Annotated in this window: 21 protein-coding genes; 2 read left to right on the forward strand and 19 right to left on the reverse strand. The window is 47.0% G+C overall.

Translation table 11 applies throughout. The annotated features are described in order from the left end of the window. The first annotated feature begins 16 nt into the window (after positions 1-16). Together K5Q92_RS08950 and K5Q92_RS08955 are read left to right on the forward strand one after the other, a co-directional pair. A complete protein-coding gene (locus K5Q92_RS08950; protein WP_202720981.1) occupies positions 17-691 on the forward strand; it encodes a response regulator transcription factor in 675 nt (224 codons plus the stop codon). Beyond that, on the forward strand, positions 688-2,013 hold the full coding sequence (locus K5Q92_RS08955) for an ATP-binding protein (protein WP_220768657.1): 1,326 nt from the start codon (positions 688-690) through the stop codon (positions 2,011-2,013). Before K5Q92_RS08950 ends, K5Q92_RS08955 begins: the two co-directional genes overlap by 4 nt. Before the next feature lie 70 nt (positions 2,014-2,083). Here the strand turns inward: K5Q92_RS08955 and K5Q92_RS08960 are convergent, their stop codons facing one another. The 19 genes from K5Q92_RS08960 to K5Q92_RS09050 form a co-directional block, all read right to left on the reverse strand. After that, positions 2,084-2,884 (reverse strand): DUF1338 domain-containing protein, encoded by an 801-nt coding sequence (locus K5Q92_RS08960; protein ID WP_220768658.1) that lies wholly within the window; start codon positions 2,882-2,884, stop codon positions 2,084-2,086. Between the two features lie 133 nt (positions 2,885-3,017). Next, positions 3,018-4,478: a succinylglutamate-semialdehyde dehydrogenase gene (gene astD, locus K5Q92_RS08965; protein ID WP_220768659.1), complete on the reverse strand. Its 1,461-nt coding sequence runs from the start codon at positions 4,476-4,478 to the stop codon at positions 3,018-3,020. A gap of 9 nt (positions 4,479-4,487) precedes the next feature. Further along, positions 4,488-5,507: an arginine N-succinyltransferase gene (gene astA, locus K5Q92_RS08970; RefSeq protein ID WP_220768660.1), complete on the reverse strand. Its 1,020-nt coding sequence runs from the start codon at positions 5,505-5,507 to the stop codon at positions 4,488-4,490. A gap of 135 nt (positions 5,508-5,642) precedes the next feature. Then, complete coding sequence (locus K5Q92_RS08975) at positions 5,643-6,860, reverse strand: aspartate aminotransferase family protein (RefSeq protein ID WP_220768661.1); 1,218 nt, start codon at positions 6,858-6,860, stop codon at positions 5,643-5,645. A 478-nt stretch (positions 6,861-7,338) separates the two neighbouring features. Further along, positions 7,339-8,481, reverse strand: coding sequence for an HDOD domain-containing protein (locus tag K5Q92_RS08980; protein ID WP_220768662.1), 1,143 nt, complete (start codon positions 8,479-8,481; stop codon positions 7,339-7,341). Between the two features lie 137 nt (positions 8,482-8,618). Continuing rightward, positions 8,619-11,102: a prolyl oligopeptidase family serine peptidase gene (locus K5Q92_RS08985; protein WP_220768663.1), complete on the reverse strand. Its 2,484-nt coding sequence runs from the start codon at positions 11,100-11,102 to the stop codon at positions 8,619-8,621. Positions 11,103-11,796: 694 nt separating this feature from the next. Continuing rightward, positions 11,797-12,369, reverse strand: coding sequence for an aminodeoxychorismate/anthranilate synthase component II (locus K5Q92_RS08990; RefSeq protein WP_220768664.1), 573 nt, complete (start codon positions 12,367-12,369; stop codon positions 11,797-11,799). Positions 12,370-12,524: 155 nt separating this feature from the next. Further along, the gene (locus K5Q92_RS08995; protein ID WP_220768665.1) at positions 12,525-13,811 is read right to left on the reverse strand and encodes a tetratricopeptide repeat protein; all 1,287 of its coding nucleotides are present in this window, start codon (positions 13,809-13,811) and stop codon (positions 12,525-12,527) included. 2 nt (positions 13,812-13,813) lie between these two features. After that, positions 13,814-14,455: an energy transducer TonB gene (locus K5Q92_RS09000; RefSeq protein WP_220768666.1), complete on the reverse strand. Its 642-nt coding sequence runs from the start codon at positions 14,453-14,455 to the stop codon at positions 13,814-13,816. Beyond that, complete coding sequence (locus tag K5Q92_RS09005) at positions 14,455-14,856, reverse strand: biopolymer transporter ExbD (protein WP_220768667.1); 402 nt, start codon at positions 14,854-14,856, stop codon at positions 14,455-14,457. The genes K5Q92_RS09000 and K5Q92_RS09005 overlap by 1 nt, the downstream gene beginning before the upstream one ends. After that, on the reverse strand, positions 14,849-15,367 hold the full coding sequence (locus tag K5Q92_RS09010) for a MotA/TolQ/ExbB proton channel family protein (protein WP_220755721.1): 519 nt from the start codon (positions 15,365-15,367) through the stop codon (positions 14,849-14,851). The genes K5Q92_RS09005 and K5Q92_RS09010 overlap by 8 nt, the downstream gene beginning before the upstream one ends. Next, a complete protein-coding gene (locus K5Q92_RS09015) occupies positions 15,354-16,760 on the reverse strand; it encodes a MotA/TolQ/ExbB proton channel family protein (RefSeq protein ID WP_220768668.1) in 1,407 nt (468 codons plus the stop codon). The genes K5Q92_RS09010 and K5Q92_RS09015 overlap by 14 nt, the downstream gene beginning before the upstream one ends. Next, the gene (locus K5Q92_RS09020; RefSeq protein ID WP_220768669.1) at positions 16,760-17,545 is read right to left on the reverse strand and encodes a DUF3450 domain-containing protein; all 786 of its coding nucleotides are present in this window, start codon (positions 17,543-17,545) and stop codon (positions 16,760-16,762) included. Before K5Q92_RS09020 ends, K5Q92_RS09015 begins: the two co-directional genes overlap by 1 nt. Next, complete coding sequence (locus tag K5Q92_RS09025; RefSeq protein ID WP_220768670.1) at positions 17,542-18,366, reverse strand: hypothetical protein; 825 nt, start codon at positions 18,364-18,366, stop codon at positions 17,542-17,544. The genes K5Q92_RS09020 and K5Q92_RS09025 overlap by 4 nt, the downstream gene beginning before the upstream one ends. Beyond that, entirely contained in the window at positions 18,363-19,055 is a 693-nt protein-coding gene (locus K5Q92_RS09030) for a hypothetical protein (protein WP_220768671.1), read from the reverse strand. Before K5Q92_RS09030 ends, K5Q92_RS09025 begins: the two co-directional genes overlap by 4 nt. Next, positions 19,052-20,389, reverse strand: a complete 1,338-nt coding sequence (locus tag K5Q92_RS09035; RefSeq protein WP_220768672.1) for an ATP-binding cassette domain-containing protein — start codon at positions 20,387-20,389, stop codon at positions 19,052-19,054. The genes K5Q92_RS09030 and K5Q92_RS09035 overlap by 4 nt, the downstream gene beginning before the upstream one ends. After that, entirely contained in the window at positions 20,389-21,435 is a 1,047-nt protein-coding gene (locus K5Q92_RS09040) for an iron ABC transporter permease (protein WP_220768673.1), read from the reverse strand. Before K5Q92_RS09040 ends, K5Q92_RS09035 begins: the two co-directional genes overlap by 1 nt. Continuing rightward, on the reverse strand, positions 21,426-22,424 hold the full coding sequence (locus K5Q92_RS09045) for an ABC transporter substrate-binding protein (protein WP_220768674.1): 999 nt from the start codon (positions 22,422-22,424) through the stop codon (positions 21,426-21,428). The genes K5Q92_RS09040 and K5Q92_RS09045 overlap by 10 nt, the downstream gene beginning before the upstream one ends. 9 nt (positions 22,425-22,433) lie before the next feature. After that, positions 22,434-24,470 carry a TonB-dependent siderophore receptor gene (locus K5Q92_RS09050; RefSeq protein ID WP_220768675.1) on the reverse strand — a complete coding sequence of 679 codons (2,037 nt, stop codon included), beginning with the start codon at positions 24,468-24,470 and terminating at the stop codon, positions 22,434-22,436. Between the last annotated feature and the right edge of the window lie 557 nt (positions 24,471-25,027).

A 25,027-nucleotide genomic window follows, 5' to 3' on the forward strand; every position in this document is an offset into this window, starting at 1 on the left:
CTATTGAGAGCACCCTATGAAATTACTTCTTGTTGAAGATAACACCCTGCTAGTCGAAGAATTAGTTAAGCAGCTTAAGCAAGCTGGCTATGTTACTGACACAACAGATAAAGTCAGTGAGGCTGATTACTTAATCAAAGAAACCAACTATGACTGTGTCATTCTTGATATAGGCCTACCTGATGGTAACGGCTTAGAGCTACTAGAAAGCTGGCGTGAACAAGGTATACACACGCCTGTCATCATGTTGACAGCGAGAAGCCAATGGCATGAGAAGGTCGAAGGCTTTAACTCTGGTGCCGATGATTATCTCGGTAAGCCATTCCACACTCAGGAGTTGCTGGTTCGAATTCAGGCACTCATTCAACGAGCACACGGTAAGGCTAACACGCCGAATAAGCAGTTGACCTATGCTGGTGTCGCCTTAGATGAAGGGCAACAGTCTGTGACGGTCGGTGAGCAAACTTTTGAACTGACCGCCATGGAGTTTAGATTACTTAAGATCTTCCTTATGTCACCTAAAAAGCTGCTATCGAAGGCACAACTTACCGATAAGCTTTATCAGTTTGACGATGAGAAAGAGAGTAATGTGGTTGAAGTTTATGTCACACACCTGCGTAAGAAGCTTGGCAAGACTGCCATCGAGACTCGCCGTGGCCAAGGGTATATCTTTCACGGTCTAGCACAATGATCTCAATCCGTACCAAACTAAGCCTGTGGTTAACGGGCTTAGTGGTAATCGCCACTGCAGTGGGAATTATCTTTTTCGAGTCGATGCTACGCCAAGCATTCCACGACTCGATTATCGCCAGATTACAAGAAGACTTACAGCAGGTCCTCCTCGCCACCCATATCGAAGATGGCACCTTTAGCATTGATGAAACTCAGCTTTCTAGCTTCTACCGCCCAGTTTATTCTGGACGCTATTACCAACTCGATCTTCCAGAGCAAGAGCTAAGATCGCGATCGCTGTGGGATCAGCGCCTCGAAGTCGTCGACCTTGAAAAAGGTGAAACCCGAGCCTGGCAGACCAAAGGGCCGCAGAATCACGATATTCAGCTACTCTCTATAGGATTAAAATCCGACACTTCAGGACTCAGCGCGACCCTTACCGTAGCGCAAGATCTCAGTATCGGTCGTAAGGTCTTCTCTGAGGTCTATGGCACTAAGTTCATCGTCAATTTGGCCATGTTACTGGCAATGATCACCGGTATTTTTTTAGTGCTGCGTCAGTCCTTCAAGCCTGTGCACCAGATGAAAGATACTCTGGCAAAGTTACGCGAGGGCGAGATCTCATCCTTTGACCTTAACTCTATCCCGCTTGAGTTGCAGCCGTTAGCCAAAAACTACAATGAGTTGCTCGCCTATTCCAGTAAACAGATAGAGCGTAGCCGTAATAATCTCGGTAACTTGAGTCACGGTCTAAAGACACCGCTAGCGGTGATGCAGCAGCAGGTTGAAGCCCTATATCTGAAAGAACCAGAGTCGGCAGAGGCATTACAGAAACAACTTGATCTCGTGCATAAGATGATTGAAAGAAAACTCGCGGCCGCAAGGATAACGGGTGACATGCTTCCGGCGGCGCAGATGCAACTGCCAAAGGATATCGAAGATTTGGCCCAGACCTTAAATAAGGTTCATCGCACCAAGTCGATTCACTGCCGATTCGATATTCCAAGTAGTATCACCCGACTTCCTATGCATCGTGAAGACGGTATGGAGCTACTCGGTAACTTACTCGATAACGCTTTTAAATGGGCTAGGTCTGAAATTAGAGTCTGTATTAGCAACCATGAGCAACAGCTTAAGCTGAGTATCGAAGATGATGGTCCTGGGGTTGAAACCGAACAGTTAGCTCAACTGACTCATAGGGGTAAACGCCTTGATGAAGCGACCATGGGTCACGGCTTAGGTTTATCGATCGTTAAAGATATTGCCGAGCAATATAAGATTGAACTCAAGTTTGAACACAGTCAGAGTCTATCGGGTCTGAAAGTAACCCTGTTATTCTGAGCTCACTCATGATGATTACTCAATAAAAAGCCGGACTCGAGTCCGGCTTTTTTGCATCTAAGCGTAAAAGTTAGCCCTTAACATTAGTGCTTTCGAAAATCTTGTCCGCAGAAGCTGCCACAAAGCCTGTATAAAGTTTTCCGTCCGCTTGGGCATAGCGCAAGGCGAATTCATAAAAACAGCTAGGAATGTTAATCACGGCGTCTGAGAAGCTAACAGGGATCTTATCTGCCATCGTCGATGATTGCTCGAGTAATACCTCTGGAGTTCCCTTCACTTCCCCACCCGAAGCATTCAATACAAAACCAGCAGCCTTTAAGGCATCATTCACCTCAAAGATTGTGTCGTAACCCGGTAGATGGTTAATCGATACCGTGAAGTGATTCGCTCGATAACCAAAAGCCGCCACCCAAGCAGCGTACTCACTCTCGGCCAATAGTGCCTCATAAGTCTTAGTATCTAGCTCCCAATGACGACCTGAGTACAAAAAATTGTCGGCAGTGGTCGCTGCCTCATCCATCTGCTCAATTAAGCCATTAACGGTAGATTGCAGCTCTTCACTGAACTCTTCCACTAACAATTCAGAGATAAACACCTTTGGTTGAGTCGTATCAGGGTGTTCAAAATGCTTAGCGTTTAGCTTCTTCGCCTCAAATTTGTAATCACCGCAAGCTACATAACCGATAGATTCAAAGTGCGCAGCCAATACTTCAAGATTAACTTTAGCAATATTAAAGGTACGCAGCGCAATATGATCGTTAATGATAGGCTCACCTTTAGACAGCAATTGATGAACTTTAGCCGCCGAAGGTGTCATCTCGATATAATCTTGCCAAAGCGCTTCAAACAGCGCATTTACATTCGTGTGCATAGTTAACTCCTTTAGGCCAACGTGTTTATTATTTTATTAAAGTCACGCGGCTGTACACGTTTTAGGGATACGATTTACTTATAAACAAAAGGGAAGCGCCCCGAGCGCTTCCCTTTAATTTTTGTGCTTGAGATTAAATACTCAAACCTGGGCTTAATGTTGCTGGTAGGCTGACCGCATCAGCTTCAACCGAAGCAACTGGGTAAGCACAGTAATCAGCAGCGTAGAACGCGCTCGCTCTGTGGTTACCCGATGCGCCAACACCACCAAATGGCGCGGCACCCGATGCGCCTGTGATCTGCTTATTCCAGTTGACGATCCCCGCACGAATGCGCGCAAGGAAATAGTCATAATCTTCACGACTATCGGCCAAGATCCCAGCTGATAGGCCGTAGCGCGTCGCGTTAGCTAGCCTGATCGCTTCATCGAAGTCACTGTAACGCACCACTTGCAGCAATGGACCAAAGTACTCCTCATCAGGCAGTTCGATGACGTCAGTCACATCGATAAGACCTGGAGAAACTAGGCCTGTACCCACTTCAAGGTGAGTGAGTTCAACCAATACGTTACCACCTAGGTTCACAAGGTTACGCTGGGCTTCAACCATGCCTTTAGCCGCAGCCTCTGAGATCATCGAGCCCATAAACGGCTGAGGTTGAGCGTTCCAAGGACCAACCTTAATCTGCTTAACCGCCGCCACGAGTTGCTCTAGCAATGCATCACCTGCCGCACCTTTTTCTACATAGAGTCGACGGGCACAGGTACAGCGCTGGCCAGCTGAAATATATGCAGACTGGATGATGTCGTGAACCGCTGCCTTAGTGTCGGCTACATCCTTGATGATCAGCGGGTTATTACCGCCCATCTCCAATGCCAAAATCTTACCCGGATCGCCTGCATACTGTTGATGCAAAATATGACCCGTGCGTGAACTACCAGTAAAGAATAGGCCGTCAATTTGTGGATGTGCCGCAAGTGCCTTACCGGTTTCGACTTCGCCTTGAACTAGGTTAATCACACCTTTAGGAAGACCCGCCTTTTCCCATAGTTTAAGCATCAGCTCAGCAACTTTTGGCGTCAGCTCAGATGGCTTAAACACCACTGTGTTACCCGCAAGTAGTGCCGGCACTATGTGGCCATTTGGCAAGTGACCTGGGAAGTTATATGGGCCAAACACGGCAACAACGCCATGTGGCTTATGGCGCAGTACTGCGCGCCCAGCCGGAGTGTCGTTCTCTGTGGTACCTGTACGCTTGTTATAGGCAGCAACAGACAGGCCAATCTTACCTATCATAGCGCCCGCTTCAGTGGCTGTTTCCCACTGAGGCTTACCAGTTTCTTGCGCTATCACTTCAGCCATCTCGGCCTTATTGGCTTCAAGCTGATCACGGTATGCTTCTACAATAGCTAGACGCGCATCAAAGCCCATCATAAACCAGTCAAACTGGGCGTTACGGGCTGCATCGACTGCGGCACCGACCTGCTCTGGCGTCGCGGTGTTGCTGTTCCAAATCACTTCTTGATTGGCAGGGTTAATCGATGTCACCTCGTGACCTAAACCCGCAACCCACTTACCTTCAATAAATTGTGTCATGTTCTGCTCCTACATTGGCAATACGCGGATCTGATCACCCTCTGAGACCAGTAGGCCTGCAGCCGTTTCGGCATCTAAGATCACGTTATCACTGTCTTCGGCCACGGCGAGATTAGCTGCTGCAGCGCGGTAATTGGCTAATTGAGTATTTGACGCTATATAGCTTGTAGCATCGCTGGGAGTCTCACCTATGCTGACGGTCAGCAAGCGACTCTCTCTTACGGAGCGAATATCATGCAACTGACACTCAACCGTAGGGCCAGCATCGAAAATATCGACATAACCACGACATCTAAAGCCCTCCGCTTGTAAGAGATTTAGTGCTGGACGGGTATTGGTGTGAACCTCTCCAATCACTTTTTGTGCCTCTTTAGGCAGAAGGCAAACATAGACGGCATTTTTTGGCATCATTTCTGCCATAAATGCTTTTTGGCTCAAGCCTGAGAGGTAATCGGCCTGTACAAAATCGATACCGATGAAATGCTCTTGTAACCAGCCATAGAAGGGAGAGTTACCCTCGGCATCGCTTTCACCTCGCATCTCTGCAATCACGGTCTCACCGAAGCGTTCTGGGTGTTGCGCTAGAAATAGGAATCGGCTTCTTGAAAGCATGCGGCCGTTATTGTTTTTACGATAACTACTACGTAAAAACAGGGTACAAAGCTCTGCTGCCCCAGTGTAATCGTGGCAAAGGGTTAAGGTTTCGACCTCATTACGCACACCGATCTGCTCAGAGTAATATACCTCTGTACCCAATCGATAGTGGTAAAAAGCATCTTCCATTCCCACTGCGGCTTCGAGTCCACAAGTGCCAACAACTTCGCCAGTCTCGGTGTCTTCAAGCACCATCAGATAACCTTCATCGAAAGGCTTATCGATCTGCTTAATAAATGACGCTTCTACTCGAGCAATCTTGCTCCTTAGCAGATCGGCATTCACGGGTAGAGATGTGAATCCGTGTCCCGACTCCTCTGCAATTTGATACAGAGCATCGAAGTCAGTCGATCGAATTGGACGTATAACTAACATCTAGGAGTCTCCTCGCTGTCGCTCGCCGTTAATTGCCAGTCTTATCACTATATGACAAGCCCTGCTCAATAAACGTTCAAGCTATCCTAAAGACAAAAAAAGGAGCGCTATTAGCAATAGCGCCCCGTTTGCCCTTTAGGCTTCGACAACTTTAGCGACTGCACGTTCGAAACGCGCTAGACCTTCGGCGATGTCAGCTTCAGGGATCACCAATGAAGGTGTAAAGCGTACAACGTTGGCACCAGCCACTAGGCTCATTACGCCTTCGCTGATCCCGGCAACCAAGAACTCTTTTGCACGACCCTGATATTTCTCATTCATCACGGCGCCAATCAATAAGCCCTGACCACGGATCTCAGTAAATACATCGTACTTGTTGTTGATCTTAGTTAGCCCATCACGCAGCAACTGCTCACGTTGCTTAACGCCATTCAACACTTCAGGTGTATTCACAACATCTAACACAGCATTACCGACTGCACATGCCAGCGGGTTACCACCGTAAGTTGAGCCATGAGTACCAATCTTTAGATGATCGGCAATCTCTTTTGTCGTTAGCATAGCTGCAATCGGGAAGCCGCCACCTAACGCTTTTGCCGTTGTCAGTACATCTGGTACTACATCACCACGCATGTATGCATACAGTTCACCCAGACGACCTACACCAGTTTGCACTTCATCGAATACCAATAGGGCATTGTGCTTATCACACAGGGCACGAACCGCTTTTAGAAACTCAGGATCGGCATCGATAATGCCACCTTCCCCTTGAAGAGGCTCCATCATGATGGCGCATGTCTTATCAGATATAACTGCTTCTAATGCAGCAATATCATTAAATGGTACGTGAGTGATGCTCTGAGGTTTTGGGCCGAATCCATCAGAGTATGCCGCTTGACCACCGACGCTCACGGTAAAGAAAGTACGGCCATGGAAGGCCTTATCGAATGCGATAATTTGATCTTTTTCAGCGCCAAACTTGTCCATTGCATAGCGACGAACCAACTTAAGCGCAGCCTCATTCGCTTCTGCGCCCGAGTTTGCGAAGTAAACACGATCGGCAAATGTGGCTTCAACAAGCTTAGTCGCCAGCTCTAGCGCCGGCTCGTTCGTCATAACATTCGACAGATGCCAAAGCTTCTCGCCTTGGGTCTTTAACGCGCTAACTAAAGCGGGATGACAATGACCTAAACAGTTAACCGCAATACCACCAGCAAAGTCGATATACTCTTTACCTTCCTGATCCCAAACTCGGCTACCTTCGCCACGAACAGGAATCACTGCAGAAGGCGCATAGTTAGGCACCATAACTTCGTCAAATTGGGCACGTGTAAGATTCATATTTGAGCTCATTCCTTCTCATCCTTCATAATTATCGACCTTTTAACTGGCCGTATTCCGCCCTGTGTCTTTATCTTGCTGTAGGTGACACGGCGATTGTTTGTATAACTAGGAGGACATTATTAGCTAAAATGTGATCAAAATACCAGTTTTTAACAAGGTTCATGTGAGCAACATGGGTAAACACTGCATAAAGATTTGAGTTTTAGAATTAACAAAGCAGATATAGCGGGGCTTTAAGCATAAATAGTCATAAAAAAGTTACCTAGGCTGCAATAACGCTAGTTATTCATAGATAGTGAATAACTAATATGTATTTTACTGCCAATTTGGTGACCTTTCCTGCGAATTATCATAGCTAGATTAAAGCGCTAAATGAAGCAAAAGCTGAGCATAATTACTGCATAAGTCGGCTTAAAAGCTTATAAAAATAACCAAGCTTAATGGTTGGTTATTAACATAAAAATATCAGGCAGCAATACTTTACAGGTTAGAACAACACCAATTTGCGAAAGTTTTGTGCACTTAGCCTCACCTGCTCTTGCTCGGTAACTCGATAATAGTCGAACATTAGTCTGCGTTCAGCAGCCGAGATATTGCCAGCCTCGTGCAGAAGGTAAACTTTAGCGAAACAACTGGCTCGCTCGATTAAGGCTGAGTCTTGATCCAACTCCGCATACTTCATGCTTGTATCGATAGCCTTATAGGTTTGTGTCAAACGACTGTTGTCGAAATTAAGTAACCTAAGAAGCTGCCAGTTGAGCGAGCGACTATGGCTCAACACTTGCTGATAGACATCATTTGCAGGAAACTCCGTTGCCATCACTGCGTCATATAGCTCTTTATCGCGACTCGCACTCGCCTCTCTGAGCCATTCTCCCCACATATCATCGAAGGTGTTCGCACACTGATTGATGACACAGGTCGCGCCTAATTGACTCATCAAACTACAGCTATAAATAAAGGCTTTATCTTTTTCGTGAAGCTCGGCTAAGGCTAGGGCTGCAATCGAAGAGACGACACTGTAACGCCACAGCTTTCTGGTTAGCCACAACATTTGTGGCTGGCCACTTGGCATCATACGGCGAAGACAAAAATAGGGGATTAACATCTGTAAGTTTTCGATGCCAATATAGTTGAGCACCAGCTTAATATCGGTAACCTGAACATCAGAAGATTTTGGCCTACGATGCCTAAAACTCGAGCCATTGACGATATTGGCAAGGTCGCGCTCAAGCCAAGGTAAGGCTGCGACCAAGGGTCTGACTCGCGCTAAGTCGACATGTTTAGAATAGAGTAGCTCCAGCAGCAGAATCTGCTTCTCATCGAGTCTAGACTTAGCCAACACCTGCTCCGGCGATGAGAGTTGCTGTTCAATACTGGAGTTAACACTGGTGAGCAGTTGTTTAGACACGGCATCAAATACTAATTTGGCTTGATTTTGCTTCGCTAAACGAGCACGAATCGCCTCACGTTCAATTTCGAGCTTATTGGCATCATCTTCCATTTCAGCATCAAACTCATCGGCCATGGCAATTGACTTACCCTTACCAACGATCAGCTGTTTTTGCAGTCGATGCTCTATCTCTGTTACTTGTGCAGGCTTAACGCCTCCTGCGACCGAAATTGCCACTTAGCCACTATCTCCTTCTATTAATACGCAATCAGTTTAACCACTTATCTATAATTATGCTAAAACTGATCTTAAAACTAACAAAAAGGACTCCACAGAGGAGTCCTTTTCAAATGCCATAATCGGTAAGAGACTAACTATTTAAGCTCTTGCTCAAATAGCTTATGAATGCGGCGGTATTCATCTAACCAGCTCGATGGCTGACGGAAGCCATGGGGCTCTACCGGATAAATAGCCGTTTCAAACATAGGCTTTTCAAGTTCTATCAAGCGTTGTACTAAGCGCACGCTATCTTGGAAGAACACGTTATCGTCAAGCACACCACTCATGATAAGCAGCGGCTTTTGCAGGCCTTGAGCATGCTCAATTGGCGAGCTACGCTCATAAGCAATTGGGTCGACATCTGGCGTATTTAAGATATTAGAGGTGTATGGCGCATTATAGTGAGCCCAATCCGTTACTGGGCGCAATGCCGCGCCTGCTTGGAACAGCTCTGGTTCGTTAAACAATGCCATAAAGGTAAGGAAACCACCGTAAGAGCCACCGTAGGTTCCCACTTTGCTGGCATCGACATTGACGTTGGCTGCCATCCAGTTTACGCCATCTTTGAGATCTTCAACTTCAGGTGTGCCCATTTGACGGTATACTGCGGTACGCCAGTCACGGCCGTAGCCTTTAGATCCACGGTAATCCATATCCATCACCACATAGCCTTGCTGCGCCAGTAAGTTATGGAACATAAATTCTCTGAAGTAACCCGAGAATCCGTAATGGGCATTCTGCAGGTAGCCCGCACCATGGTTAAAGATCACTGCAGGATACTTGTCAGCGCTCTCTTTACTGTAACCCTGAGGCAGATAAACTCGGGCGTAAACCTCACCGGCTCCATGGGTCGATGGCACAGCCACAACCTCAGGGGCCTGCCATGGGTAGTTCTTAAAGGCATCGCTGGTGTAATTAGTCAGCTGCTTAAGCTCGCCGCCAATTGGCTGTACAAACAGCTCTGCGGGCTGAATACGCGTCGATGCATCTAGCAGCAGCGCAGTGCCATCAGGACTTAAGGTATAATCGAGCTGGCCTTGCCACTGAGTGAGCTGCTCATCTTTACCGGTTGCTATCTCAACGCGGTAGACGTTATCGATACCTGGGTGCGTCTTGTTGGCCTTGTAGTAAATAAACTGTGCTTTAGGACCTAAGGTAATATCGCTAACCACGTAATTCCCCTGAGTTAGCGCCTTAGCTTTCTCACCTTGCTGTTTCAGGTAAATATGTGAAAAACCAGTCTCTTCCGATAGGTAATATAGGCTGTCGCTATTTGGCAACCAACCATACTGGTTAAAGTTATAGTTCACCCAAGCATCATCATGTAGGCGGTGCTGAGTGGTCAAACTGCCTTTATCTAAGTTAACTGTCGCTATCCAACGATCTTTGTTATCCACGGCCTCTAGCATAACAGCGACCTTATCGCCTGAGTCTGTCCACTGAATCGCACTCTGTGACCAACCCCAGTCTTGCATTAATTGCAAGTTACGCGGAGCCTTTTCACTCTTGTAGGTCTCGCCTTTAGCTTTAGCGTTCTCACTCTTAACTGCAGCGAGTACATCCTCATCAAAACCTGTTAGGCCCTCGATGGTGATATCTTTCTTATTATGAGTGTCGAGATCCAGCAGCACTAAACGCTCACCCGGATTTTTATCTTCTGCAACGCGAGCGCGGGCTGGCACCGCATCGACATAACCGTCTTTACCAAGGTAATTAGGCATGATGTCGTGATCGCTGCGCCAGCTATATTCTTTATCCTTAAGCGCAACGATCACGTAGCGGCCATCGGGAGAAAGGCTTAAATCTGTAACGACCTCTTTATCGCCTAGATACCATGTCTTAGCGGACATAGTCGGATCGGCCTTGGCAAGCTCAGCCTTATAGTCTTGTTTAGACTTAGCATTCTCTTGCTGCATAGCCACATATTGGATAAGTCGGTGTTGCTGCTTGGCGATATAACTCGATGGCTCTTGAACCCCTTTAGGTTCTGCCGCCATCTTGATATTGGCGATCTCTTCGACTAAACCTGAGCCTTGGTGAATTTTAAAAATGTTATCGCCTTGCCAGTAGGCGATATCACCATTATTTAGAAAGCGCACACCATCGACTGCTGTGTTTTGGCGCGTTAACTGCTGCACTTTAGCTGTAGCAAGGTCTTTAACGAACAGGTTACCTTGGTAGATATAAGCCTTGCGCGTCTTGTCATTGTTCAATACACCACGGCGCTGATCCGCTGTATGTAGCTGATTTAACGCTAACTCACTTGCGGCTGTACCACTAATATCTTGTTGGTAATAGGTTTTAGTCGGTGCGCCGTGGGCTTGTCTAGCAAAGTAAACAGACTGACCGTCATCACTCCAATAGGCTCCTTTAGCAAATAACCCCATCCAATCAGGATTAGCCATAATTTGCTTTAGGGTTAAGGCTTGATCGACTTGAGGGGGAGCCGATAAGTCTACTTGAGAGATTGTTTGGTTCGTTGTTTGAGTTTGCTCTGGAGAAACTGTGGTTACACCGCAACCCGCTAACACAGCCAGTGAAAGTGCACTAAAGCCGACATGACGAATGACGCTTTTCATATCCATCCCTATTATTATTGGTATTTTTGCGGACTTTTATACCACACTTTGGCAACGGACTTATCTGAAAAAGCGGTAAAATTTGTAACAGATGGTGGCGATTTAGCTAATTTTGATAAAGTTTTCTAACAGCTCGTGGCCTTGTTCCGTCAATATTGATACTCGGGTTGAGTATGAAACTGCACGCCATAAATGTTGTTAACTGACATAGTCGGCCCTTCTTTTTCAGCATGCAACAGTTAGCTATTATTCAGCTGATTTTAATGAAGTTTTCCAACAGCTCGTGGCCTTATTCCGTCAATATTGATACTCGGGTTGAGTATGAAACTGCACGCCATAAATGCTGTTAACTGACATAGTCGGCCCTTCTTTTTCAGCATGCAACAGTTAGCTATTATTCATCTGATTTTAATGAAGTTTTCCAACAGCTCGTGACCCTGTTCCGTCAATATTGATATTCGGGTTGAGTATGAAACTGCACGCCATAAATGTTGTTAACTGACATAGTCGGCCCTTCTTTTTCAGCATGCAACAGTTAGCTATTATTTAGCTGATTTTAATGAAGTTTTCCAACAGCTCGTGGCCTTGTTCCGTCAATATTGATATTCGGGTTGAGTATGAAACTGCACGCCATAAATGCTGTTAACTGACATAGTCGGCCCTTCTTTTTCAGCATGCAACAGTTAGCTATTATTTAGCTGATTTTAATGAAGTTTTCCAACAGCTCGTGGCCTTGTTCCGTCAATATTGATTCAGGGTGAAACTGCACGCCATAAATTTTCTTGGCAGGCATACTCATCGCCATGATCTCTTGGCCATGAACGGGATCGTCAAACCAAGCATCCATAACAAAACCTGTAGGAATAGCATCCACCAGCAAAGAGTGATAACGAGTAACGGTCAGCGGATTATTTAAGCCACGAAATACCCCCCTATCTGCATGGCTGATAGCACTGGTTTTACCGTGCATAACTCGCTTGGCTCTCACCACATTGGCACCAAATACCTGCGCTATCGCCTGATGCCCAAGGCAAACCCCAAGGATCGGCAGCTTGCCAGCGAAGTGCTCAATGATCGACAGCGACAGCCCGGCCTCATTTGGCGTGCAGGGGCCTGGGGAGATCACGAGGTGACTAGGGGCTAAGGCCTCGATCTCCTCTAAAGTGATTTCATCATTACGCTTAACCACAATCTCTTGCCCAAGCTGCTGAAAATACTGCACAAGATTAAAAGTAAACGAGTCGTAATTGTCGATCATTAAGATCATAAAAGATCCAAGAACCTATATCGCTGTGTTTTATTGTGCTCATTTCGAAAGCTTAGCTATGTCAGGCCTAGCTATATTCGGATTATGAAGAGAGCTCACTAAAACCAAATGTGAGTTGATTTGGGCGCTGATGCTACCACAGCCATCACCTTGGATCACCTGAGTTTCTCTTCTAGTGGCACGATTGACGTTAAACGTTGCCCAAAAGCTGCAGCGAGGGTTTCAAATCCTGGCGTCTGTGCCAGTTTTCGATAACTGGCCTGCGCTTCTGGCCACTGCAGCTCTAACCAGTAGCTTTGGCCAATTAACATCAGCGCCTGTCCCTGCAATTGGTTGCGTCGCTGACGAGCATACTTAATCTCCGCCGCAGTGCCCACAGGCAAGACTTGCTGACCAACATTGCTCCAAGCTTTACGGGCATTGTCGCCTTGATTTAGTGCCGCAAACAGCTGGCCTTGTAGCAGATAGAAGTCATCAATCAAGCCATTACCTTTAAAGCTATCGATATTAAATCCTTCCAAAAAAGCTAACGCCTTATCATATCGTCCCGACAGCCAGACATATTGAGCGCAGGCTAAAGCTTGTGAATCAAAGACTTTTTTATCTACGCCTTGGTGAGCTGCATCATTATCGCTTAGTAAGGTACAGCTCGCCGCGAGATTATAGGCTTTAATCTGGCCAAATAGAGCTATGCTATCTAGCGGTCTGCCCTTGCTTTCTGTTGCCCCTATCAACTGCGCCGCAATATCACTTGCCACCGCCGCCTCAAACTTATGACCGAGTCCGAGTTCACTGCGAGTTAATACCTGCCAAGCAGTGCGGTTATCTGGGTCGAAAGCAAGCCACTGCAATGAACTACTTTTAGCCTCTTGCCACTGTTCCAACGCCAATTGGCTGTAACTAATAAGCGGCCACCAATGGAGCTTCACATCTGAGGATAACAAGAGATCGAGCGCCGCTTGATATTGGGCCAACTGGTAATAGGCGTAGCCTTGCATATAGCGCACCTGCGCCTCGATGGACTTATCTAGCGTCGACAGTTCCAGCCTCGATAATGTCGCAATAGCTGCATCATATCGCTCAACTTGTAGCTGTGCTTGAGCCAAGTTAATGGCTATTTGACCCTGATTTGGATAAAGCTGATAGCCTCGTTCCCAGCAACTTAACGCCTTAGCTTCGGCACCTGTATCGCTAAGGGTTTTACACACATACTGAAATACGACTTGGTGTGGCGCAGCCTGCTCAAGCAGTGGCAACATCAGCTTTAGCGCCGCACCAAAATCACTCTTTTCTAGTAGTGGACTCGCTTTATTGAGCAGGTTTGACTCGTATCGATTTAAAGCTCGCCCATGGCTATCATTTAAATCTCGCCCATGGCTCAAAGCTGAGATAAGAGGTGAGATTAGCAAAAGCAGCACTGTCGATATTCTGAGAAAATTCATCGTTAACTCACCTTAAAGTTAATCGGTACATCAACAAACACCTTCACCGCTTCACCCGATAATACGGCAGGCTTAAAACGCCATTTTCGCGCCGCCTCTATCGCCGATTGGTCAAACACTTGCTTAGGTTCTGCTTCTAACACCTGTGCCTGACTCACCACGCCATCGGCCTCAACGATGAGTCGTAAAAGCACTCGGCCGCCGCTCTTGAACTTACGACCAGCCACCGGGATCTTCGGCTGAATAAAGCGCAGTAACTCCGGCGCTTTATCAACATCTCTAATACCAGCTATCACAGGTGCAACGCTAGGTAGACTCAAACCACTAAGTGTTGGAATGGCCAGCTCAGGCACTTGCAGGGGCAGATCGGCAACCGTAGGCATGAGCGGTATGCTAGGCGATACTGGCGTTGCTATGCTTGCGGCCACAGGCTTACTCAGCACCTCTTTAGGTGTCGGCAATTTCGGCTTTTCAGCAGGAAGCAAAGGCAGCGCTAGCTCTTTTGCTTGCTGACTTAAAAACGGCCTTGGTTGATTAGCATTAAGGCTGTTAGGCAGGTAATAACAGAGTAATATTGTCGCGGCAATTGACAGCATTAACCGCACAGAGATTACCAGCACTTGTTGAGCGCGCCTCCTATCCATTAGCGGATCTCTGACGCCACAGAACTAAAGCTTATGCCGGCCTGCTTGGCAATATCCAGCACCTTAATTGTCACACCTGTTGGGCAGTGGGTATCGGCAACCACCAGCAACTTTGCCTTAGGGGTTTGACTGGCGATCTGCTGCAGCTTGCCGGGAAGGTAATAGATATCGATCTCTTTTGACTCAAAGTACACCCGCCCTGTGGTATCGAGTGTGACCACAATTGGGCTACCGTCGACACTGGTGGCTGTACTTGCTTGAGGCCGCTTGATCTCCACCGAGGATTGCTGGACAAAATTAGTCGACACAATAAAGAAAATCAGCAAGATGAAAACCACATCGAGCATCGGTGTCATGTTGATCTCAGGATCTTTATCCTGCCTAAAGCGATCGCTAAGCATGCTTGTCTCCCACTAACAGATCCGTGTCGACACGGTTTAACTTTCGTTGCCAGAAGAACGCCAATACCGCCCCAGTTAACCCCACAAACAAACCGGTTTGGGTGGTGACCATCGCCATGGAGATCCCTGCTGAAATTACCGCTGGATCATGAAAACCATAGTTGGCTCCGGCGTCAAACATTGCAATCATGCCGCTGACCGTCCCGAGTAAACCTAAAAGCGGCGCAATCATGGCGAGTAACTTCACTCCTTGAAGATCCGCATATTGCTGTGCTTGTACCTGCCTTAGTGCTAACAAGCTCAAGCGCTGATTAAGCCAGTCATGTTGAGTTGTCACTATCATTAGCTGCTGGCTTAAGCCAGCCTCTTTGAATAATGCCCGGCTCACTAACCATAGCATCCATAAACAGCAGATGAATAACGGCCACATGACAATGCCACCAAGCTCAATGAAGCCTAGAATGGTATGAGCAAACTGGCGCACCGAAAACAGCATGTTATCGAGTGACATGCTCGTCTCCCCGCTCAAGATTCAGAGCCAGTAACAGCGCCGACTGCTGCTCCATATTCAAACTCAATGCTTGTGCGCGACGCTTAAGTGGGTAATGCAGTAATAGCAGAGGTAATGCCACCAGCAATCCCGCCTGAGTGGTGATTAGCGCCTTACTGATCCCTTGAGAGAGCAATTTGGGATCGCTATTACCGAACTCGGTCAACGACTGAAAAGTCTCAATCATGCCCGACACTGTGCCGAGTAACCCCAGCATTGGTGCCATTGCTGCCAACAACGCGATAAAGCCGAGCCCGCGTTCAAACTGAGCCATCTGCTTTAACATTAATTGCTTCAGTCGCTGATCCATCGCCTCAACGCCACTTCCCGCAACGATTGCGTTAGCCAACACGCTAGCGGCAGGTACCCTTGGCATTTTTAAGAGATGCTGCTTGATCGCTTGTAGATCCGCTTTAGTCTCATCTCGCTCACTAAGCTGTGCCAACGGCCGCCAATAAAGCAGCATCACCGCGCGCCATAGCGCTATCGCTAGGCCCAGCACCGCTAAGATAAGGATTGGCCATAACACTTCACCGCCATCTTTTATCCACTCAGATAGGCTCTGCTTATCAGCAAGACTTGGCAGCATTCGCCCTTGACTTAAATCCAATGGCAGAAGTTGAGTTTGACCTTCCAACCATGCGGTTAACTGCTCGCTGATTGTTGAATCAACTGGCGAGATTGCAACGGGAAGCTCATCTGTTAAGGCAATAAAGCTCGGCATTTCAGTCGCTGACTTTTCGATATGAGTCACTGCCATTAAGCCGCCAAATACCTTTAACGCTTGCTCGCTCACGCTGCCATTGCCAGAGCTAACGGGCGCCTTGGCACTGAGTACTTTAGCCGTCATCTGCATATCATCGACAGCGTAGCCGACAAGCTCATTAAGCTGGCACAAGCTTGGAAAGCCAGTACTCGCCTTGGCAAGCGTTAAGCTACCCTGCCGTTGAGGCGCAGCAAACTGCGTAGGACTCTGCTGCCACTGCTGCGATAGACTACTCAACGCCTTTTGATAGGCCCCCTGCACTAGCTTCATATCATCAACCGCAAGCTGATAGTCTTGGCTGAGACTTTGCTTTTGCTGAGCTAACTCTATCAGCTGCTGATTTAACAGCTCAAGCTGGGTACGTTTGTCATTTAAGCGCTTAGCCAGCTGTTGTTGATTAGTTTTAACCTCATCAATCTCTTGCTTTAAGTCACTGCTCCAACGCAAGTTCTGTTGCGCTATCTCAGATGCTCGCAGCTCAATTTGTTGCTCAAGCGCTTGATACTCAGCAGCCTCTTTTACAGTCGGCTCTTGTGTAAAAGCCAATGGCGATACACTTAACAATAAGACTAAGATTGCTGATCTCATTATTTTTGCGCTCCCAATGGCAGGTTAACAATCTGAGCAACCTGCTTATTCGATGTGATTGCCATGGCTAATCGAATATCGCCCTGCTCGTTAGCCGCTAAAGGCTGCCATTTTCGAGACTGGCTATCAAACCAACCAACCTTTTGCTCATCGGGCGTCATATAGAACCAAGATAGGCGACCTAAACGCAGCAGGTTCACTTGTACAGGCTGCTCATCGATCACGATGATCTCCTGAGTTATCTGCTGACCATAACCGTAAGCGACCTCGATACTAATAACGTCGAGCAATCGTCGAAAACGTTCGGCCAATGGCAACTCACTACTATCCATCGCACTACGTAGAAACGCTAGACGTCGCTTACGCTCCTCATAATCGAAAGGCAAGTCAGCGCTGATCTGACGCTCTAGCATGGCATACCAGATCTCCAACTGCGGCTCTAGCTCCTGCTTAAGTGCGGTAATAGTCGCGATATCTTGCTGCAGAAGTTTGACCTCCGCCTGTAGTGAGGCTAGATACCTTTGCTGTTTTTGCAATTGGTATTCGGTCCAATACAACTCACCGAGATCTTGTTGCTGCTGTGACAGGGATTGCGCTTTTTGCTGTTGCCATGCAGCAGCCTCTTCACCTAGCTGCACCGACTGCTCAACAGGCTGTTTGATCTGCTCCAGCCATTGCTCTGCTAAATGGTCCAGCGCCTTGTCGCCTCTGGCCTCTGATGCATTAACGCCCAAAGGCAGCGCACAACAAATAGCCAACAAACTGTAATAAATACGACCTATCATCGACGACCCCCTTTGTTAATTGAGCGGCGCCAAAACACCAGTCCTTGCAGCAATAAACTCACTAATAGCAGGCCATAACAGACAAAAAAATAATTCACTAGCGGGTTATGTACCGCGAGCACCTTAACCTGCACCCCAAGCGCCTCTTCTTGATGTGGCACTCTAAAGTCTGTCACTGTGATATACAGATCCTTCCATCTAAAGGGCCGCATAAACCTCGCATCACCACTGATTTTTTGCTCACCATCTTGAACAATAAAATAGGCGGAATTTATACGAGGATCGAACTGCTCCACACTGCGGCGAGTGATCCGTCCTGCCGGACTAAACCCTGTTTCATCTTCGGTGATAAGGCTTACATCATCGTGATAGTCGACGCTAACTAACTTAATCTGGTAACGACCACTGTTGAAACGCTCGCCCTGATGTAGCACCGCGCTATCGTGACCGTGGATAAATACCAGATCGACACCGTGAAAGATGAAAACCAGCAAAGTGAGGATATGTATTGGCAACATCATTATCCGCGGGCTGCGCCAACGCTTGTGACGCCATATAGGCAAAAGATCGCGCCAAGAACATAAGGCGGTGTTTAATCCTAGCAGGAACATCAAGCCAAATAAGCCTGCTAACCAGAACCCAACCATGGGCGCAGCTGTTAACCTTTGTAGCCACTGGGACATAGGTAAATCGTTTAATGCCCTTAACACTTGACGATAGAGCTCATACTCACTCAGACCTACGCCTATGGCGAACCATAGCGACAGGAGCATTAGCAATACGAAGGCGAGGCGCATCGAAAATAACCAGTTCATTCTCATGACAAGCGATACCCCAACATCAATACGCAGATAAAGCCCAATACCGCCGCTTTACCCATGGCCAGTGCTCTGGCATTAGCAAACCAAGCCTTAGGTAAATGAAATACCAGAATGAATAATAGGTATGTTAATGCCGAAAAGAAGAAGTGGCCGCTCCAACTCCAGCTGCGACCCCAGCCAATAAATGCCCAGTAGCTGCCTGCGATCTCACCACCAAGAAATGCAGTACCCGCCAGCAAACTGAGCAGGTGACTATGGCTCTCTAAACGCGTGTCACGCCAAACCCCATGAAATAGATAACCAAGGCTGGCTGCAATCGCCAAACCGAGCGCGATAGGCCGAGATATAAAAAATAGCTGCGCCCATAAGGATGTAAGCATTGCGCTATCACCCGTAGGTAGCTCCAGTGTTTGACTATATCCAAGCAGCAACAGCGCAACAAAAGTGATTGCCCATACATAATTGGCTTGCAAACGCGTTTTTATCGAGAAACCACACAAGCAAACTAAACTGACGATGGCGGTAACCACTAGGTAGGTCATCACACTGCTTGAGGGAAACAATAGGCTATCGGCGTTGATTAAACTCAATGTCATGACAGCGAGAGCTAATAGCACAATATTTGCCAAACGGGCAGCGAGCGAGCTTTGCTCAAGCTCTTTAGATTGCTTCAAACTTAAGTCACTCATTTAATCGATTCACCTACTCTCATACCTATTCTTTCGGCGCTGATAAACTGCATCAGTTTTTGTGGCAAACTAAGATCTTCAACATCGATGATTTCAGGCTTATTTAACGACCAATGACGACATACCTGATCAATTAAACTTGGCCGAACCACCCAGATATGACGGCTATTAGCCACTGCAAGCAGCGGAGCTATCTGCATGCCAAATCCTTGTCCCCCTAGTTCCATCGGTCCAATCTCATCCACAATACAAATATCGCCTTGCTGGAAATTATTGTGGTCGAGCGCTTGTTTACCCAGCGCTATTCCCTCTTGAGTAAAGGTGAAGCGGGTGCCTGTCTTCTTATCTAATACACCGGTACGATGACCGAATAGACAGCGCTCATCCGTAGCAATATCAACGATATCACTGCTAAAACGCCGCCCCTCCTTCATCACCCCAGGACAGAGCATTCCCTTGAGCGGGATCTGCTTTTGCTGACACTGCTTGATAAACTGAGCCAAAAGCGTAGTTTTGCCACTGCCGCTTTCGCCGGTAATGATGAGTACACGACTTTGACTTAATCCCAATACATTTTGTGGCATAAAAAACTCCTGCGAGGCGACTTGGTAGCTCGCTGTGGCCAAGCCATAAAGGCGACTAATGTTCTTGCTGGTCATAACCGCTGCACGCTCGCCATAATCCAACACCTTGCCATGCTCCAATAGCAGTACCTTGTCGGCATACAACTGAGCTAGGTTGGGATCGTGTAAGATGGCAATGACCGCGGTATTGGAATCGATGCAGCTACGCTTAACCTGAGATAAAATTTGGAACTTATTACGATAATCGAGATGATTAGTTGGCTCATCAAGCAGCAGTAACTGCTCACTCTGAAACAGCGCTCTAGCCAATAACACCAGTTGACGCTCACCACCAGAGAGGCGGTTGTAATCCGCCTTGGCCAAGCCCCCGACATCAAGCAACTGCATCACTCTTTTAGCATCATGAATGTCTTGTTCTGAGGGGGACTCAAAGGTCGATAGAAAAGGCGTACGCCCCATCACCACCATCTCTAATGCAGTAAAAGCAAAGGCTGTTTCTTGCTGCTGTGGCACCAGTGCCATCTGCTGCGCAATTTCGGCTCGGCTCATCTTGTCTAGCGCTGAGGAATTAAGATACACAGCCCCCTGACTAGGCTGGTTTAGTCCACATAAGCAGTTCATCAAGGTGGTTTTACCCGCACCATTGGCTCCTAAAATCGCTAGAAACTCTCCCGCTTTTAGCTCGAAGCTAACCCCTTCTAATAAGCACTTATCGCCAACGTAATAACTAATATCCGTAACCGATAGCATCAGTAAGCCCCTCCTTGACGAAAGCGAAACAGTAGGAAGGCAAACAGTGGTGCGCCCACTAAAGAGGTAACTATGCCAATAGGGATTTCCATGCTAAAGCTCGCGCGAGCCACACTATCGGCTAACAGTAAAAACATGGCGCCCACGGCTGTGGAGATAGGAATTAGGCGCATATTATTGGCTCCAGTGAAAGTACGAACCATATGCGGTACAACAAGGCCAATCCAGGCGACAGAGCCAACAGTTGCCACGCAGGAAGCCACAATAAAGGAGCTAATCACAATCAACACGATGCGCAGCCTTGCAGGCTCAACCCCTAAGCTACGGCTCTGATGGTCGCCTAAACACAACACATTAAGGCGGTAACGTAATGTGTGAATGAGCCCATAACCAAGGGAAACAGGAATAATAAGCTGCGCCACCGTGCTCCAACTGCTCACAGAGAGCGACCCCATCAGCCAAAATACGATAGCGGGTAACTCTCCATAGGGATCGGCTAAGGCTTTTAGCATGGTCAGGGCTGCACCAAATATCGAACCGACGATAATGCCTGTCATAATCATCAACAGTAGGCTGTTACTGCCAAAACGTCTGGCCATAAACATGGCGGCGCAAGCGGCTGATAAGCCACAGACAAATGCCAGCAACTGAACCATAAGCCAGCTACTCCCCGGCATAATGAGTCCCATCGCCGCGCCAAACATACAGCCTGATGCCACCCCTAAAATATCTGGAGACACGAGTGGATTACGAAATACCCCTTGGTAAACGGCGCCAGAAACAGCTAGGCCTGCGCCGACGATCAAGGCGGTAAGTAAACGAGGAAAACGAATAAGTAAAATAACGCGCTCTTCTTGAGTCAGATCATCGGGAACCTGACCTGTCATTATCAAGCTACTCAGCACTGACGGTAGCTTTTGAATTGCACTGAACAGATCCGCTGGATTGACAGAGAAGCGACCGGCACAAAGACCGACAAAAGCGATGATGATGGCGATTCCAATCCATTGTATCGGCTGTAACGAATAGCCTTTCACTACTGACATCGGCTTATCTCATGCAGTGGCGACAGGCAAGCATCTCCAAAGGCAACTTGATAGTAGTGAGCAATTTCAGCATCGAGATCGATATTGTTAAATCGCTCAGGGTAGGCATTCGCCGCAATATAAAGCGCACCAGCCATCGCCATCGGTGATGGCATATCCCAGAAGCTGCCCTTGGGAAGGTGAATTTGGGGTAATTTAGCGATTTGAGTCATAAGTGACTTTTCGAGTTGCTCATCGACTTTTGTCGAGTCATTAGATTCACGCACTAGCAACTGTGGCTGCCACAACAATAGTTGTTCAGCATTCACCTTAGGGTAAAAACCCGGTACTCCCGTAGCGACATTATTAACGCCTGCCACGGCCATTAATTGATGCTGAAACATCTGCTCACTGGCGGTGCGGTATAGATCTGAGCTATTAGCATAATAGCCGCGCAGACGCTGCTCATCATTCAAACCGGAAAGTCCCGTTTGAATGATTTTAGCTAAACGCTGGTTTTCAGCCGCTATCTTATCGGCTTTATCTTGGGTGCCTGTCGCCTTAGCCAGCAACTCGAGTACCGCTTTAGCATCTTCTATGCTCTCCGGTTGGATCACTAAGCTAGCAATACCTAACGAGGTTAATCGGTCTGCAAGTCGATACCCGTCTTTCTTACCAAACACTAAGACTAAATCAGGCTTAAGTGCGACAATGGTCTCTAAACTTGTACCAGCCGAACGACTACCTATCACTAAGGGATCGCGATGCGCGAGAAGTTTGTTGATAAAGGGGGAGTGCTTGGTGCTACCGCCGATGCCAACGAGTTTGTCGGCAAGCCCTAGACTTAAGGAGAATAGGTTTGCCGGAGTGAAGGTTGTCACGATCCGCTTGGCAGGCTGTTGCAGCACCACCTCGCGGCCTTGTTGATCGACCAAGTGTATCGGCGATGCCGATACACTTGAAAGACTACAAAGGAGAATGACAACAGCACTAAATAGTCTGCTTAACATTCCCATTCCTTAGAAGCGGTACTTTACGCCCACTTCATAGGAGCGACCTTCGTTTGGCTGGCCATATCCTTCGTAGTGTGATTCATCAAGTAAGTTATTAAGATTAACGTAAGCAGAAAGCTGCGGTGTAATCGACTTCTTAATACCCATATCGATTGTTAAGGTATCTGACTCCCACTCGTCAGAACGCTCATCAATCAGAATATCGGTGCGGTAACGAACACGCAGATTGCTGTCGATGTCTAACCAAGGTTGATACCAGTTAACAACCGCAGTCACCGAATCCTTCGGAATATCACGGAAGTAATCAGAGTCGCGACCATCTGTGGTATTACGCGCATGGGTGTAAGTGTAATCTAGAGATAAACTTATATTCTCTGTCAACTGGCTTAGAGTAGTGATCTCGATACCATAAAACTCTGAGCTACCTACGTTTTGATAGACTTCAAGGTCCCAACCTGGATCCGTTGGGTCTGGCACATAAGTAGAGACAATCTTATCGCTCACATCGTGGTAGAACAGACCAATATCGATACTGTTTAACAATTGGTGGCTAAAATCATTCTTCCAACCTAAGGTATAGCTGGTATTGCGCTCTGGTTTAATATCATGACGCGCGCCAGTATCGTCATACATCTCAGTAAAGGTTGCGAAACGAGTCTTTTGCGCAATAGAGCCATAGACTAAACCAGCATTATCGAAGGTATAGCTCATACCTAACATAGGATCTAGGGTATCCGAACCATCTTCCCCCGATGCCGCATCATTGCCACGATCTTCAACAACTGTTTGTTTATGCCATGCAATACCTGCAACTACATTTAGTGCACCAAATGTCATGGTGTCTTCGGCTGCGAGGCTAATGGTATCCAGTTGAGAGCGCTCATAACCATGGGAGCGGTCAGGATCTACATAGGCAACGTTCTTCTTCTTATGAACATCATTCTTAAAGTTGACAGACAGGCTTAAACTGTTCCAATCAGCTAATGCCATATCGGTAAATAGCGCACCACCAGCGGTATAGTCGCTGAAGCTACTAGTCGCTAATTTTACCTCTTTTTCTGGATTGCTATAGGAGTCATAGCTATCGTTATGCATATGGTAGTAACCTAATGCACGAACGGTGAGCCAATCATTCACTCGGTGTAAACCGCTTAAATCCATCCCCGTATCTTTATATTCAGAGATATCAGCAAAGCTACTAAAGTCACTAAATACCTTATTATTACGGGTGTTATAGGGCAGCTCACGGTCTGAATCTAAACTAAATACACTAGCAAATAGTTCAGTGCTTTCGTTAGCGTAACCACCACGAACCCAGATGTTTGTTGACTCATAAGCTGAGTTTTCACGCTTGCCGCCATCTTCAACGATCATCTGCTTTGGTAAGTCGCCATATCTGTCTCTCACATCAGACAATACAGGTTCGAAGTCATTAGACATACGCATCGCATCACGACCACGGTGATCGACAGATGCAAACAGACTAAAGCCATCTTTACCTAAGCTAAGTGAACCAGATTGGTAGTTCTGCCCCATCTGACCAAAAGATGCTTGTAGATCACCGCTCACCCCCTCTTGGCCTTTCTTGGTAATAATGTTGACGACACCACCCATACCATTAGGACCATAAAGGACCGAAGAAGCACCTTTAACTACATCGATTTTGGCAATAATGTTGGCGGGAATTTGATTAAGATCTAACTGGCCATAATTGGTTTCATAATAAGGCACGCCATCAAGCAAAATAAGCACCTTATCTTGCTCAAAACCCTGAATAGTTAGGAACTTCTCACCCTTACTTGACTGAGCAACATGTACGCCAGGTACATAATCCAGTGCATCGGCAACCGTTTTAGCTCCAATAAGTTCAATCTGCTCTGCAGTCATGGTGTTATTGATTGCGATATCTCTAACCCCTGTTTGCTCTGAAACAACAATCTCACCGAGAGAGAACACATCATTTTTATCACTGGCTACCGCATGCTGGCATGCCAACAAACTACTGATGATAACTGCGATTTTAGTATTTCTTGTTTTGATCACCGAAGACTCCGAACTGCTCGTTGTAGGGGATTGCGGCCTTTAAACCATTAAAGAACCTGCTTCACCGAAAATTCGCGCGTATCTTATTCTTAATCTTCAAGTGCAACCATTAACAAAACCTAACTCTAGACACTCATCACCCAATAAAAAACCAATAACAACACAACACCATATAATTACAGCCAACAAGGGACAAATAGTCTCAACGAGACAAGTTGACAAGATATTATGTCTACTCAGAAAAAAATGAATCAGCAACAAGCTGTTTTAATTAGCTAATGTAGCGAAGGCAGAACTTGCTTTTTAACCAAGTCGTTTTACAGGGGGGCTAGAATATTGAGAAAGGAGGCTAACCACATGTCTTGCGTTGTGATTCTAAACTCATAATTAACGATTGATAACCACTGCAGCTTGTACAGCAATTGGGCTATGTCCCGTCCTGAAATAGGTTGACGGTTTTTACTAGACCAGTAGCTTCTGCTGCTGGTCTTTTTTATGCACTTGATTAGGTGTTTTCATACCCAAGCTTAAGTGCGGCCTCAGCTCATTGTATATAA

Origin of the sequence: Shewanella sp. MBTL60-007, assembly GCF_019654915.1 — a bacterium.
GTDB lineage: Bacteria > Pseudomonadota > Gammaproteobacteria > Enterobacterales > Shewanellaceae > Shewanella.

Excerpts from the sequence above, each read along its gene's own strand:
- K5Q92_RS08975 (WP_220768661.1), bottom strand. The coding sequence starts at position 6,860 with ATGAGCTCAAATATGAATCTTACACGTGCCCAATTTGACGAAGTTATG.
- astD (WP_220768659.1), bottom strand. The coding sequence starts at position 4,478 with ATGACACAATTTATTGAAGGTAAGTGGGTTGCGGGTTTAGGTCACGAG.
- K5Q92_RS08995 (WP_220768665.1), bottom strand. The coding sequence starts at position 13,811 with ATGAATTTTCTCAGAATATCGACAGTGCTGCTTTTGCTAATCTCACCT.
- K5Q92_RS09020 (WP_220768669.1), bottom strand. The coding sequence starts at position 17,545 with ATGATAGGTCGTATTTATTACAGTTTGTTGGCTATTTGTTGTGCGCTG.
- K5Q92_RS08950 (WP_202720981.1), top strand. The coding sequence starts at position 17 with ATGAAATTACTTCTTGTTGAAGATAACACCCTGCTAGTCGAAGAATTA.
- K5Q92_RS09000 (WP_220768666.1), bottom strand. The coding sequence starts at position 14,455 with ATGGATAGGAGGCGCGCTCAACAAGTGCTGGTAATCTCTGTGCGGTTA.
- K5Q92_RS09015 (WP_220768668.1), bottom strand. The coding sequence starts at position 16,760 with ATGAGATCAGCAATCTTAGTCTTATTGTTAAGTGTATCGCCATTGGCT.
- K5Q92_RS09030 (WP_220768671.1), bottom strand. The coding sequence starts at position 19,055 with ATGAGTGACTTAAGTTTGAAGCAATCTAAAGAGCTTGAGCAAAGCTCG.
- K5Q92_RS09010 (WP_220755721.1), bottom strand. The coding sequence starts at position 15,367 with ATGTCACTCGATAACATGCTGTTTTCGGTGCGCCAGTTTGCTCATACC.
- K5Q92_RS09040 (WP_220768673.1), bottom strand. The coding sequence starts at position 21,435 with ATGTCAGTAGTGAAAGGCTATTCGTTACAGCCGATACAATGGATTGGA.
- K5Q92_RS08990 (WP_220768664.1), bottom strand. The coding sequence starts at position 12,369 with ATGATCTTAATGATCGACAATTACGACTCGTTTACTTTTAATCTTGTG.
- K5Q92_RS08960 (WP_220768658.1), bottom strand. The coding sequence starts at position 2,884 with ATGCACACGAATGTAAATGCGCTGTTTGAAGCGCTTTGGCAAGATTAT.
- K5Q92_RS08955 (WP_220768657.1), top strand. The coding sequence starts at position 688 with ATGATCTCAATCCGTACCAAACTAAGCCTGTGGTTAACGGGCTTAGTG.
- K5Q92_RS09005 (WP_220768667.1), bottom strand. The coding sequence starts at position 14,856 with ATGCTTAGCGATCGCTTTAGGCAGGATAAAGATCCTGAGATCAACATG.
- K5Q92_RS09035 (WP_220768672.1), bottom strand. The coding sequence starts at position 20,389 with ATGCTATCGGTTACGGATATTAGTTATTACGTTGGCGATAAGTGCTTA.
- astA (WP_220768660.1), bottom strand. The coding sequence starts at position 5,507 with ATGTTAGTTATACGTCCAATTCGATCGACTGACTTCGATGCTCTGTAT.
- K5Q92_RS08985 (WP_220768663.1), bottom strand. The coding sequence starts at position 11,102 with ATGAAAAGCGTCATTCGTCATGTCGGCTTTAGTGCACTTTCACTGGCT.
- K5Q92_RS09025 (WP_220768670.1), bottom strand. The coding sequence starts at position 18,366 with ATGAGAATGAACTGGTTATTTTCGATGCGCCTCGCCTTCGTATTGCTA.
- K5Q92_RS09045 (WP_220768674.1), bottom strand. The coding sequence starts at position 22,424 with ATGTTAAGCAGACTATTTAGTGCTGTTGTCATTCTCCTTTGTAGTCTT.